General features: G+C 70.3%; 10 protein-coding genes. 5 read left to right on the top strand and 5 right to left on the bottom strand.

The window, feature by feature from the left end; genetic code table 11:
• Positions 1 to 55: 55 nt before the first annotated feature.
• Together FDF13_RS12875 and FDF13_RS12870 are read left to right on the top strand one after the other, a co-directional pair.
• Positions 56 to 598, top strand: a complete 543-nt coding sequence (locus FDF13_RS12875; RefSeq protein ID WP_137319993.1) for a GNAT family N-acetyltransferase — start codon at positions 56 to 58, stop codon at positions 596 to 598.
• A gap of 4 nt (positions 599 to 602) precedes the next feature.
• Positions 603 to 1,100, top strand: coding sequence for an SRPBCC family protein (locus FDF13_RS12870; RefSeq protein WP_137319992.1), 498 nt, complete (start codon positions 603 to 605; stop codon positions 1,098 to 1,100).
• Positions 1,101 to 1,328: 228 nt separating this feature from the next.
• On the opposite strand, the gene FDF13_RS12865 is transcribed toward FDF13_RS12870, so the two are convergent.
• Complete coding sequence (locus FDF13_RS12865) at positions 1,329 to 2,180, bottom strand: alpha/beta fold hydrolase (RefSeq protein ID WP_137319991.1); 852 nt, start codon at positions 2,178 to 2,180, stop codon at positions 1,329 to 1,331.
• Positions 2,181 to 2,248: 68 nt separating this feature from the next.
• Here FDF13_RS12865 and FDF13_RS12860 point away from each other — a divergent pair, with 68 nt between their 5' ends.
• Positions 2,249 to 2,650, top strand: coding sequence for a MerR family transcriptional regulator (locus tag FDF13_RS12860; RefSeq protein ID WP_137319990.1), 402 nt, complete (start codon positions 2,249 to 2,251; stop codon positions 2,648 to 2,650).
• Positions 2,651 to 2,723: 73 nt separating this feature from the next.
• On the opposite strand, the gene FDF13_RS12855 is transcribed toward FDF13_RS12860, so the two are convergent.
• On the bottom strand, positions 2,724 to 3,947 hold the full coding sequence (locus FDF13_RS12855) for a MalY/PatB family protein (RefSeq protein WP_254668808.1): 1,224 nt from the start codon (positions 3,945 to 3,947) through the stop codon (positions 2,724 to 2,726).
• Positions 3,948 to 4,057: 110 nt separating this feature from the next.
• Positions 4,058 to 4,450 (bottom strand): nuclear transport factor 2 family protein, encoded by a 393-nt coding sequence (locus FDF13_RS12850; protein WP_137319989.1) that lies wholly within the window; start codon positions 4,448 to 4,450, stop codon positions 4,058 to 4,060.
• A gap of 490 nt (positions 4,451 to 4,940) precedes the next feature.
• On the opposite strand from FDF13_RS12850, the gene FDF13_RS12845 reads away from it, so the two are divergent.
• On the top strand, positions 4,941 to 6,293 hold the full coding sequence (locus FDF13_RS12845) for a hypothetical protein (protein WP_137319988.1): 1,353 nt from the start codon (positions 4,941 to 4,943) through the stop codon (positions 6,291 to 6,293).
• An 81-nt stretch (positions 6,294 to 6,374) separates the two neighbouring features.
• On the opposite strand, the gene FDF13_RS12840 is transcribed toward FDF13_RS12845, so the two are convergent.
• Together FDF13_RS12840 and FDF13_RS12835 are read right to left on the bottom strand one after the other, a co-directional pair.
• The gene (locus FDF13_RS12840) at positions 6,375 to 7,691 is read right to left on the bottom strand and encodes a M1 family metallopeptidase (protein WP_254668807.1); all 1,317 of its coding nucleotides are present in this window, start codon (positions 7,689 to 7,691) and stop codon (positions 6,375 to 6,377) included.
• On the bottom strand, positions 7,688 to 11,722 hold the full coding sequence (locus FDF13_RS12835; RefSeq protein ID WP_137319987.1) for a Pls/PosA family non-ribosomal peptide synthetase: 4,035 nt from the start codon (positions 11,720 to 11,722) through the stop codon (positions 7,688 to 7,690). Before FDF13_RS12835 ends, FDF13_RS12840 begins: the two co-directional genes overlap by 4 nt.
• A 188-nt stretch (positions 11,723 to 11,910) precedes the next feature.
• On the opposite strand from FDF13_RS12835, the gene FDF13_RS12830 reads away from it, so the two are divergent.
• Positions 11,911 to 12,516 carry a 4'-phosphopantetheinyl transferase superfamily protein gene (locus FDF13_RS12830; RefSeq protein ID WP_175406976.1) on the top strand — a complete coding sequence of 202 codons (606 nt, stop codon included), beginning with the start codon at positions 11,911 to 11,913 and terminating at the stop codon, positions 12,514 to 12,516.
• Positions 12,517 to 12,990: the final 474 nt, after the last annotated feature.

The raw sequence follows: 12,990 nt of genomic DNA, 5'->3' as shown, positions 1-12,990 counted from the left end.
CCGGGCGCGGATACGATGATGGGCGTACTCGCACCCAGTCCCGAGGAGTCCCCGCATGCGCATCGTTCCGGTCCCGTCCGACGGCGAGCACATCCTCCTGCCGTTCCTCGAGCTCTGCTGCAGCTGGTCGATGGACCGCCCGCCCGTCGACGCCGAGGCGATCCGCGCCGACGATCACCTCAACCGCTACATCGAGGGCTGGGGTAGGGTCGGTGACCTCGGCGTCATGGCGCTGGCGGCAGAGCCCGGGGCAGGAGCCGACGGCGACCACGCGCCCGCACCCGGAGCGGAGCCGCGGGCGCTCGGAGCGATCTGGATCCGCACGATGGGGGAGAAGCCCGGCTTCGGCTGGGTCGCTGACGACATCCCCGAGCTCTCGATCGCGGTCCTGCCCGAGGCGCAGGGCGAGGGGCTCGGCCGCCGCCTCCTGCAGACGCTCATCCAGATGGCCGGGCTCACCGGTGTCCGGGCGATCAGCCTCGCCGTCGAGGACGGCAACGGGTCCCGCCACCTGTACGAGGAGCTCGGCTTCGCGGTCATCGGCCGCAACGGGAGCTCCGACGTCATGCTGCTCGACCTCGCGGCGCGCGAGGGCTGAGACCGTGCGGGTCCGCAACCGGCAATCCCGCGACCTCGACCGGCCCGCCGCCGAGGTCGCGGCGCTGCTGTCGACGCTCGGAACCCGGGACGACGGGCTGTGGCCTGTGCACCTGTGGTTCCCCATGCGCCTCGACGGCCCGCCCCTCGTCGGTGCGGCGGGCGGGCACGGCCCGGTGCGCTACCACTGCACGGAGCGTTCACCGGATGCGGTGACCTTCGCCTTCGACTCGATCCTCGGCTCGCGGCACTGGCGCGGCTTCCACCGGTTCGTCGTCGTCCCCTCCGCCCGCGGCAGCCGCCTCGTGCACGACCTCGAGCTCCGCATCGGCCCGTGGCGGCGTCTGCAATGGGCGGTGCTCGTCGGTCCGCTGCACGACGCCGTGCTCGAGGACCTCCTCGATCGCGCAGCTGGGGTCACCGGCCCGCCCCGCTGGTCGCCGTGGGTCCGGCTCCTCCGCCGGGTGTACCCGCGGATCCGGGCGCGCGGGTCCGCCGCGTAGGCGGAGATCCTCCGGCGCGTGCGGCACGGGGGCGCGCGGGGCCGGTCGGTGTGCGAACGATCAGTGTCCGAACGCACGCCGATAGGCGGCGGGGGTGACGCCCATCGCCCGGCGGAGCCGCCGGCATCGCGAACGCACGGGGACGGCGATCCGGTCCGGGTGGGGAGGCCCGCTGCGACGTCCCCGTGGGGACGTCTCAGCGGGGACGTCTCGGCTCACGGCGGACGGTCAGCTCGGCAGGGTCCCGAGCCATCGCCGGAGGTCGAGAGCGAGTTCGGTCGGCGCCTCGAGCTGCACGAGGTGGCCGGTCCCCTGGAAGGTCGTGACGCCGGGCTGCCCGGGGAACCGGCCGGCGAGCTCGGCCGCCTGGGCGACGGGGATCCAGGAATCGTCCGCGCCCCAGCCGATGTGCACCGGGCATCGGGTCTCAGCGAGTCGGGCGACTATGGGCGCGGTGTGGTCCGGAGTGAGTGCGGCGATCTGCCGGTAGAAGGCGACCTGTCCGCGCGGCGAGCACCACGGTCGGGCGAGCTCCTCGACTCGCGCGGGGGTGAGGGTGTCGCCGCCGGCGCCGGAGATGTACTCCCGGACGAGGGCGGCGTGCAGATTCTCCGGAAGTGCGGCGAGCACCTCGTGGTGCTCGGAGACGAGTCGGAAGAACGGCGAGCCCCACGGGTCGAGTGCGACGACATCGAGGAGATAGAGCGAGGCGAAGGCGGCGCCGTCGAGCAGATGGGATCCGAGAGCGACCGCACCGCCGATGTCGTGCGCGACGACGTGGGGTCGATCGAGATCCCAGTGATCGATGAGCGCAGTGAGACGGTGGCGCTGATGGACGAGGTCGACCGGCGGATCGGATCCGCGGATCGACCTCCCGTACCCCGGCATGTCCCACAGGAAGACCCGGAACGACCGTGCGAGCGCTCGGGCCACCGGCAGCCAGGTCTCCGCCGACCACGGTGTCCCGTGGCAGAGCACGACGTCACCGGCGGGGTTGCCGGTCTCGGGCTCGAGCACGGAGGTCGCGATCTCGGTGCCGAGGATCGGGATGCGCTCGGGCGGGGCGGGGAGGTCGGTCATGCGCGCTACGCTAGACCTTCATGTCGACATGAAGGCAAGAGGTGCGGGAACGTGAGGAGCACGGTGTCATGAGGATCGGGGAGGCCGCAGGGCGCCTCGGCGTCGCGACCCACGTCCTGCGTCATTGGGAGGACGCGTGCGGCATCACGCCGGACCGGACCCCTGCAGGGTATCGCGACTATACCGAGGAGCATGTGCGCCGACTGCAGGTCGTCCGATCCTGCCGGTCCGTCGGGCTGGGTCTCGAGGAGATCCGCCTCATCCTGCACCGCGACGAGCAGGGGCGCGACGGCGTCATCGCCGCTCGTCTCGAGGCGATCCGCAGGCAGCGGGCGGAGCTCGACGCCGCGGAAGCGTTCCTCGAGCACGTCCGAGAGTGCCGGCACAACTTCATCACACGGTGCGAGAGCTGTTCCGCCTATGCACTGGCGGACCCCTCTCGTCCCGCGGAACCGACGTCCCCGCTGTGACGTCCGACGCCGTTCGGCAATGGACCAGGACGTCACAGAGGCGACGCCTCAGCTCACGGTGGGCCGGCCGGTCTCAGCCGACCGGCCGCACGCGACCCATCCGCTCGACGGCCTCGGTGAGGATCGCCGGTGAGGTGGCGAAGTTCAGCCGGACGTGTTGGGCACCGCCCGTGCCGAACACGTGACCGGAGCTCAGCGCCACCCGGGCCTCGTCGAGGAACAGCTGCGCCGGTCCCGCGAGATCGGACACGACGGCGAGTCCGTCCCGCGCGGCGGGTGCCCCGGCGCCGAGGTAGCTGCAGTCGAGCCATGCGAGGTAGGTGCCCTCGGGCACGCGGAAGCCGGCCTCGGGCAGGTGCTCGGCGACGAGCCGGCGCAGCAGCGTCCGGTTCGCGTCGAGACCCCGCAGCAGCGCGCCGAGCCACTCCTGTCCCTCCCGGAGCGCGACGGTGTGGGCGATGAGGCCGAGGTGGCTCGGGCCGTGGCTGACCTCCTCGGGCATGCGGGCGAGATCCGCGGCGGCCTCCTCCCCGGCGATCGCGAGCGCGGCCTTGAGACCGGCGAGGTTCCAGGCCTTCGACGCCGACATCAGCGCGAAGGCGTCCTCCGACCCCGGCACGCTGAGATAGGGGGTGAAGCGGGCCCCGGGCAGGACGAGCGGGGCGTGGATCTCATCGGCGACCACCCGGACCCCGTGGGTGCGGGCGAGCTCCGCGATCCGCGCGAGCTCCTCCGGGGTGTGCACCGTTCCGGTGGGGTTGTGCGGGTTGCAGAGCAGGTAGGCGGCCCCACGCCCGCCCTGCCTGATCCGGCGGAACGTGTCCTCGAGGACGCCGAGGTCCACCCGGCCGTCCGCACCGAGGGGCGCCTCGACGATCTGCCGGCCGTCATGGGTGACGAAGGCGTAGAACGGCGCGTAGACGGGGGAGTTGACGACGACGGCGTCACCGAGCTCCGTCACCAGCCGGAGCACCTCGACGACTCCCATCATGACGTCGGGGACGATCGCGGTCCGCTCCACGGCCAGGTCGTTCCACGCCCAGTTCTCCGCTGCGAACGCGGAGAACGCCTCGGCGTACGCGGTGCCGACGGGATACCCGGTGTCCCCGGCATCGATGGTGCGGTGGAGGGCCTCGGCGATGGGCGGGGCGAGTCGGACATCCATCTCCGCGACCCACAGCGGCAGCACGTCAGCGGGGTGAGCGCGCCACTTCATGCTCGTCCGCTGCCGGAGCTCATCGAGCCCGAGCTCCTCGAGCGGGTTGGCGACCTGCTGCGCGCGCGACGGATCCATCATTCGAACTGCCACCTCGTTCATCGGAACCGAGCCGCGCGGCTCGCGTGCTCGGACGGAGTCTTCAGCATCGCACTGCCCGCGGGCCGAATCCACTCCGCCGAGTGCAGCGCTCAGTGCGTGATCGTCGTCTGCTGGTAGAAGGTGAGTCGCACCTCGTCGTCGACCAGCCGGTAGTGGCTCGCCATGAGGGCCTCGAACGGGGCAGGGTCCGCGGCGCGCCGTGCGCTCGCCCGGTACACGAGTGCCGCGGAGTCCTCACCGGTCGGCACCACGCGGGCGTCGGTGAGGGTGTAGGAGTCCCAGGCGGGGGAGTCGTCGAGACCGGCGACGATCGTCTCACGGTCGAGCACCATCCCGTTGACGAGGACCATGACCGCCTCCGGCGTCATGAGAGCGCCGTAGAACGCGCCGCCCCGGTGGCTGGACAGGGCGTCCCACCCGCGGTGCTCGAGGGCGAGCAGGGATTCGAGCGCGAGGGGGTCAAAGTGAGTCGGGTCGGTCATGCTCTCATGGTAACGGTCGCACCGCCTCACCGCTGCACGACGCGTCCCCCGGGGACGGCACAGCAGGTGGCGGTTGCGCGTTCGCAGAAGCTGCTCTCGGTTCCTTGCGCTGGAAACTTCGATCGGTCGTTGACAGCACCAGCTTCACTTTCGACGCGATATCTTATTGCGATGACTCTTACCATCTGGGTGAGCGTCTTCTTGCTGAGTTGCATTGGGTGCATAGTGGTGCGTAAGACGGGAGCTGTACGAGACGTGCCAGGGCGGTTGGCGAGCCAACGGCGATCGGGAGCAGCCTCACTGGATTGGAAACTGTACCTGTTTGAAGCGGGGCCAGGTATTTGCAGGTTCGCAATTCTGATAACGCCCTAACCGAAGCCCTAGTTCTGCCCATAGCACCGGTCCGAGGCTTATTACATGTGTCCGTCAACTGCCTCGAATCTAAGCGTCCGTTGAGTGACGCTTGCCGATCTCTAGTATCGTTGGACTTATGAGTTTGACTGTGGTTCTAGGCGCTGGTTTCTCTATCGCTGCATCGGATGGCGTGTTTCCAGCGACCGATGACCTTGGGGTTCGGGTGATGCGCAGGATCCGCGAATCTGGTCGATCCGAGGACGCGGTAAGACCGTTCAGAGGACGCCGTTTCGAATCTTGGTTGTCGCGCTTGGCAGAGCAACAGCCGGATCTGTCGGAATCGGAGAATCTTCGCAATCGAGAGATGTTCTCACTTGTCACATCCGCGATTAGAGAAGTGATTCGTGAATGTCAGGATGAAGTGCTCAAGGGGCAACCATCGTGGTGGCTGCAGCGTCTCATCGGAATTTTGCATTTTCGACAGGCGAATGTCGTTACCTTCAACTACGACGTGATTCCGGAGTTGGTGCTTAAGTATTGCCGACTCTACGACGATCTCGAGCACGAAGCTCAAGCCGAGGATGCGTTGAAGAACATGCCTCTTCCGCCTGAAACGCCGAATCGAGGTCTGGTATTCGGGTTGCCGGCAGCTAAGACGTTTCGATTGATCAAGTTGCATGGGTCGATTGATAACTATTGGGTGCCCGGAGATCTAACGGGGACTACTATTCGGCGGTGGAATGATAATGGACGATTCGGCGCTCCGGGAGTGCCACGTGTGGTGGATCGGAATCAGCTTCTACCTGGACGTGAGCCATTTATAGTACCTCCGGCCGCTGCAAAGTCTTCCTACTACCGGAATCCTCTAACTCGTCAGTTGTGGAAGGACGCGTCGGATGCCATTGGTTCGGCGGCTAATGTGGCGCTGGTCGGCTACAGCATTCCGGCGACGGACCTGGTTTCATCTGGAATGTTTGAAGAGCGACTGTCAAATACTGGTTCCATAGTGACAATTGTGAATCCGGATATCGACGGCCCTAAATTTGCTGTGCAAGAACTGGGGGTTTCGGAGGATCGAATAGTCTCCTACAGGTCCTGTGAGGAATATGTCAATGCTCTGGAATCAGAGATTCGATTGACGCCGGATGATCTAGCAAAAGCCTCTACCGATGAATCGTTGGACCACTCATTGGTCGTGGGTCGTTGGACGTATCCGGAATACGTCGTTGTAGATGGAGTGCCTAATGGAAATCTGAGCGAGGTGCTGCTAAAGCTTGTTCCTCAGAATCAAAGTATCGAGGGCAATGCGCGTGATTGCATTACCGTAGCGAACCTCTTGTCAAGATTTCCGAACTTTGAGCATCTGCGAGTTGAGTTTCCGGACGGTAAGTCGGCGCTTGTCGCGACTGCCGGGATCTGCAATTCGAATGCCGGCGATCAACGATCAATTCTCCTGAAAACGACAGCGATGCCATCCTTGCTCCGGTAGCGGTCGCACCGCCTCACCGCTGCACGACGCGTCCCCGTGGGGACGTCACAGCGGGGACGTCCCGGCAGGCACCGTTCACGCTCACCACTGCACGGGGAGCGGTGGGAGCGGCTTAGCGTAGAGCCAGTCGTGGATGAGCGGCTCGACCGGGCGGCCGCACACCTGTTCCGCAAGCGCGAGGAACGCCTCGGTGGTGACGTTCGCGCCCCGGTACTGCCCGGTCCAGCGGTGGAGGATCCGGAAGAAGTCTTCGTCCCCGATGTGGAGGCGCAGCGTGTGCAGCGTGAGCGCCCCGCGCTTGTACACCCGGTCGTCGAACATGTCGGCGGCTCCCGGGTCGGCGAGCACGAGGTTCTGCGGCAGGTCCGCCAGCCGCACGTGCTGCTCGCGGGCGCGCTGCTGGGCTGACTTCTGGCCCGACTCCTCGGACCAGATCCACTCCGCGTAGCAGGCGAAGCCCTCGTTGAGCCAGATGTCGGACCAGGACTTCGGCGTCACCGAGTTCCCGAACCACTGGTGAGCCATCTCGTGGGCGATGAGCCGTTCGGCGTTCCACGTCTGCGCCAGGTGGTTGCGCCCGAGGATCGACAGGGGCTGCGATTCGAGCGGGATCTCGAGCACGTCGTCGGTGACGACGATCCCGTAGTGCCCGAACGGGTACTCGCCGAACCGGCGCTCGAACACCGTCATCATCGCGTGCTGCTTGGCGAGGATCCGCTGCGCCTGCTGCCACAGGCCCGCACTGCACGCGAGCGCCATCGGCACCCGCGAGGGCACGTGCGAGCCGCTGTCGACGCTCCCGCGGCGGTACTGACCGATCTGCATCGTCGCGAGGTAGGTGGCGAGCGGTTCGGCGGACTCCCAGGTCCATGCGGTGCGCCCGGCCCGCCGGCGGGTGTCGACGAGCTCGCCGTTGGAGACCGCCGTGTACTCCGAGTCGACGAGGATCGTCACCCGGAACGTCGCCTTGCTGCTCGGGTGGTCGTTGCAGGGGAACCACGTCGCCGCGCCCGTGGGCTGGCCGGCCACGAGCACGCCGTCGGTGAGCTCCTCCCAGCCGACGTCGCCCCATGTGCCCATCGCCGGGCCGGGGGTGCCGGAGTACTGGATCTCGAGCTCGAGCTCCTCGTCGGCGAGGAACTTCTCCTGCGCTCGGATGACGAGCTTGTTCCGCGTCTGCTTGTAGCGGTGCCGACGGCCGTTGACGAGCACCCGACCGGCCGCGAGGCCGACGAGGTCGAGCTCGATCGTCCGGGCATCTGCGAGCATCGAGCCGCGCAGGGTCGCCTGCCCGGCGAGCCGGTTGGGCAGGATCTTGTAGTCGAGGTGCAGATCGTAGTGCACGATCCGCACCGCGGCCGTCCCCGAGTGCGGGGTGCAGCGGTCGAGCACCGTCACGTCGGACTCCCTTCAGCGGTGGTGGCCGGGGCGGGCGCCTCGGCGGCGAACGAGGACTCCGGCAGCGCGGGCGCATCGACCCACGGCACCACCGGGTTGCCCGTGAAGTAGGCGTCGGCGGGGACGAACTCTCCGCGCATGACGAGCGAGGTCGGGCCGACCGTCGACGACCGCCCGAGGGTCGCCGCCGGCAGGATCACGCTGTTGGGTCCCAGCGTCGCTCCGGCCTCGAGCTCCACGGTATCGAGTGCCATCACCCGGTCGTGGAACAGATGGGTCTGCACGACGCAGCCGCGGTTGACCGTCGAATTGTCAGCGAGGTCGACGAGGTCGGCCTCGGGCAGCCAGTAGGTCTCGCACCACACGCCGTGTCCGATCCGCGCCCCGAGCGCCCGCAGGTACCACACGAGCGCCGGCGTGCCGACGGCCGAGCGCGCGAACCACGGGGCGGCGACGAGCTCGACGAAGCAGTCGGCGACCTCGTTGCGCCAGATGAACGACGACCACAGCGGGTGCTCCCCGGCGCTGACCCGCCCGACGAACAGCCACTTGGTGACGACGGCGATCCCGGCGGTGACCGCACCGGCGAGCATCATCACGACACCGGACAGGGCGGTCATGACGATCGCCGGCCACACCCCGGCAGTCACCGGTCCCGTGCCCGAGGCGCCCGCTGCCGGGCCGGCGCCCGTCACCTCGGCAGCGGCGGTGAGCAGACCGGTGAGGGCGAGGAACACTCCGGCGACGACGACCCCGGCGGTGAGCACCGCGAGGATCCGCAGCGTCTCCCAGGTGCCGCGCAGCGCCTTGAGCCGCAGCGGCGGATCGTAGGTCAGGGATTCGTCGGCGGCGACCTCCGCGCGGCGGAGCTCGACGGGCGGAGAGCCGATCCACGAGCTGCCCTTCTTCGCCTTCTGCGGGGCGGCCGACAGCACCGCGACGAGCGAATTCGCGCGCACCCGGCGCCCGGCGGCGGCCATCCCGGAGTTGCCGAGGAAGGCGCGCTTGCCGACCTTGGCCCGGCCGATCCGCATCCACCCGTGGCCGAGCTCGTAGGAGGCGACCATGGTGTCGTCGGCGAGGAACGCCCCGGAGGCGATCTGCGTCATGCTCGGCACGAGCAGCACCGTCGAGGCCTCGACCCCGCGGCCCACGCGGGCGCCGAGGATCCGCAGCCACACGGGGGTCAGCAGGCTCGCGTAGAGGGGGAACAGGAGGTCGCGGGCCATGTCCATGATCCGCTCGGTGGCCCACACCCGGAAGCCCATCGCCGAGCGCACCGGGTAGGTGCCCTCGCGCAGGCCGAGCGCCAGTCCGCGCACGGCGAGGACGATGAGGACCGCGGTGCACACGAACCACACGGCGGCGAGCACCGGCGCCCAGGCGAGCAGCGCGAGCGGAGCCGCGAACACCTCGACCCCGGAGACGGCGACCATGAGCGCGAGCCCGGGCACGGCCGCGGCGTAGGGGATCGCGGCGTGGAAGATCGAGCCGACGGCGTAGAACCAGAACGGGGTGTGGCGGCGGCGCGAGGGCGGGTCCGGGAACGTGTTCTTCGCCTTGCCCACGCGCGCGGCGGGGGAGCCGGAGTACACCTGGTTCTTCCGCACCTTGCCGGTGACTGCGGAGCCCGGTTCGACGTGGGCGCCTGCCCCCACCCGGGCACCGGGCATGAGCGTGGAGCGGGCGCCGACGGTGGCGTTCGCGCCGACGTGGATCGGGCCGATCCGCAACAGGTCCCCATCGACCCACCAGCCCTTGAGGTCGACCTCGGGTTCGATCGCCGCGCCGTCCTCGAGCGTGAGCAGGCCGGTGATCGGCGGGACCGAGTGGAGGTCGGCGTCGCGGCCGATCCGGTTGCCGAGCAGGGTGGCGTAGCGGGTGACCCACGGCGCGGAGGCGACGGACACGGCCGCGGCCTGCTCGGCGATGTGCTCGGCGAGCCACAGCCGCAGGTGCACCCCACCGGAGCGGGGGTAGACGCCCGGGCCGACCCCGCGCAGGAGCAGGCGCGCGGCCGCCGCGGAGATGAGCATGCGGCCCCACGCGGTGACGAACACGAGGTAGAGCGCGATGACGAACCACCACGGGGTGGTGACGAGCGGCGCACCGAGGGCCCCGGCGACGTTGCACACGACGAGCGTGAGGACGACCCAGCGCATGCCGGAGAGGATCTGCACCGGGATCCCGAGGAGCGTCTGCAGGAGCTGCATCGTGCGGGCGGTGCGGCGCACCCGGCGCGGCCGGCGGTGGACGTTCTCCGGGGCGTCGGCGCCGGTGCACAGCTCGACGAGCGCCCCGAAGCGCGGGTGAGCGTAGATGTCGCCGACGGTGACCTGCGCGTGCTCGGTGCGCAGCCGGGACACGAGCTGGGCGGCGGCGAGCGAGCCGCCGCCGGCGTCGAAGAAGTCGGTGTCCATGCCGGGCGTGCCGCCCAGCACCGCCGCCCACTGCTGCCCGATCCACTCCGCGTGCGCGGGCAGGGGGCCGGCCGCCTCGTCCTCGGCGACCGCGGCGAGCGGCCACGGCAGCGCATTGCGGTCGACCTTGCCCGAGGTCTTCGTCGGCAGCTCGTCGACGATCGTCAGGCGGGGGACGAGCGCCGGCGGGAGCACCTGGCGGAGCTGCTCGGCGTAGGCGGCGAGCAGCGCGGGCTCGTCCGCGGCGGCCGGGCGCTGCGAGGGAGCGAGGTAGCCGATGAGCAGCTGGGTGCCGCTGGGCGTCGTCTTCACCGCGGCCGCACCGCCGGCGATCCCGGGCAGCGCCTGGAGAGCCGAGTCGACCTCGCCGAGCTCGATCCGCCGTCCGCCGAGCTTGACCTGTTCGTCGGCGCGGCCGACGAACAGCAGGCCGGCCGGGTCGTTGACGACGAGGTCGCCGGAGCGGTAGGCGCGGTCCCAGCCGAGGGTCGGCATCGGCGCGTACTTCTCCGCGTCCTTGACCGGGTCGAGGTAGCGGGCGAGGCCCACCCCGCCGATGATGAGCTCACCCGTCGCCCCCTCGGGCACGGGGACGCCCTGGGCGTCGACGACGGCGAGGTCCCAGCCGTCGAGCGGCAGCCCGATCCGCACCGGACCGGTGGCGCCGAGCGGGGCGGCGCACGCGACGACGGTCGCCTCGGTCGGGCCGTAGGTGTTCCACACCTCGCGGGTGCCGTCGGACAGGCGGGCGGCGAGCTCCGGCGGGCAGGCCTCGCCGCCGAAGATCAGCAGCCGCACGTTGTCGAGCGTCTCCGCCGGCCACAGCGCGGCGAGCGTGGGCACCGTGGAGACGACGGTGATGCGGCGGCTCGACAGCCACGGGCCGAGGTCCATGCCGGACTTGACGAGGGCGCGCGGGGCGGGCACCAGGCAGGCGCCGTGCCCCCAGGCGAGCCACATCTCCTCGCAGCTCGCGTCGAAGGCCACCGACAGGCCGGCGAGCACCCGGTCGCCGGGGCCCAGCGGTTCCGCGGTGCAGAAGATCCGGGCCTCGGCGTCGACGAACGCGGCGGCCGAGCGGTGGGTCACGGCCACGCCCTTGGGGGTGCCGGTGGACCCGGAGGTGAAGATCACCCAGCAGTCGTCTCCCGGCTCCGGGGCGCGCAGGGCAGGGGTGTCGGCGAGCGGCCGGTCCGTGGTGCGGGTGATCGTCGGGCGGATCTCCTCGCTCGGCGCCGCGGGGTCGGTGACGACCGCGGCGACACCGGCCTCGGAGAACACGGTGCGGGCGCGCTCGTCGGGATCGTCGACGTCGACGGGGACGTAGGCGGCGCCGATCATGAGCACGGAGAGGATCGAGACGTAGAGGTCGAGGGTGCCGCTGGAGACGCGGACGCCGACCTTGTCGCCGGGTCCCACGCCGGCCTCGTGGAGCGCGAAGCCCAGAGCGCGCATCTCGGACACGAGCTCCGTGTAGCTCAGGCTGCGGCGGCCGTCGTCGAGCGCGGGCGCCTCGGGATGGGTCGCGGCGACGGAGAGGATGATGTCGATGAGGGTGCGCGGCAGCGGGGTGCGGTGCGTGCCGGGGAACTGCGGGGGGTGGATGCTCACAGGCCTCGTTCTCGATCTCGTGCGAACGGCGATGTCTCACCCGGAGTCTACGTCGGGCAGGTGACGGGGCCCGGAACCCGCGCCGAGGCGTCGGCCACAGCGAGGAGGGGAGGGCGCCGGGTCGGCGATACTGGACCCGACCGCGCGGAGTCGGACCCCAGGGGCGCGCGGGTGGGAAGGAGGATGTCGTGGAGTGGACCATCGAGCAGGCGCCCGACGGCGTCGACCCCGCGCACGCCCTCCTCACCGGTCTCGTCGCCCGCGTGCACTCGGTGCCGGCCGAGGCGGTGCGCATCGAAGCGACCGTCCGCGGCCGGCGGGCCCGGGCCGGCGCCGCCCCGGTGGCAGTGTCGCTGTCCCGGACGGCCGGCTGGGTCGCCGCGGCGTGCAGCGGGCCGGGAGAGCCCGGCAGCGTGGGCATCGACGCCGAGGCGTGGGCCCCGTTCCGCGATTCCGGCACCCGCGCCGGCTCCTTCGCCGATGTCGCGCTCGCCGCGGAGGAGCGGATCTGGTTCCGCGCCGCCGCGGGTGGCAGCGAAGCCGACCGCCTCGCCGCACTGCTGCGCACCTGGGTGCGGAAGGAGGCGGTGCTCAAGGCGCTCGGCACCGGCTTCGACACCGCCCGCGGCGGTCTCGACCCCGCTGCGATCGTCCTCGGCCCGCCCTGGGACCCGCCGACCTGCACGAGTCATCCGGAGGTCGAACTCGCCGACCACCTCGCCGGCGGTGACGATCCGGTGCTCGTGAGCACCGCGCACCGTGCGAGCGGGCAGGCGAGCAGGCAGGCGGACTGACGGACCCGCGGGCCCGACGGCCACCCCTTCCCTCCCGACGTCCCGGCACCTAGCGTGTGAGGCGAGGGCCGGGACCGGGCCGGCCGGGAGAGGAGTTCCGCCATGACCTACGACGTCGCCGCCCTGCGCCACGCGTTCCCCGCGCAGTCGAGCAGGATCGCCCACTTCGACGGCCCCGGGGAACCCAGACCCCGCGGTCTCCTGCACACGGTCGGCGGCGACCCACGCGGCGACGGTGTCCGGCGGCAGAACGGGGGAGAGCGGAGCGGGATCAGGCGCCGCGTTCGCGGATCCCGTGGCGGGGCCGGGCTCGGTGGTGCGGCTGGTCGGATCGGTCATGGCGGTCCCTCTCTCCGGTATGCGGCCACGGTAGTCCACGGCCCGCCCCGCGTCACCCGCCCGGCGCGAGGTGCGGTGCACCGGGACCGAGGGGTGCTGTGCGACGGGACGGCGCGTCCCATTCCGGGACACCGG

Origin of the sequence: Brevibacterium sp. CS2, assembly GCF_005280295.1 — a bacterium.
Taxonomy (GTDB): domain Bacteria; phylum Actinomycetota; class Actinomycetes; order Actinomycetales; family Brevibacteriaceae; genus Brevibacterium; species Brevibacterium pityocampae.
The sequence above is the reverse complement of the archived record's forward strand: the minus strand, read 5'-3'. Positions and strand labels throughout refer to the sequence as shown.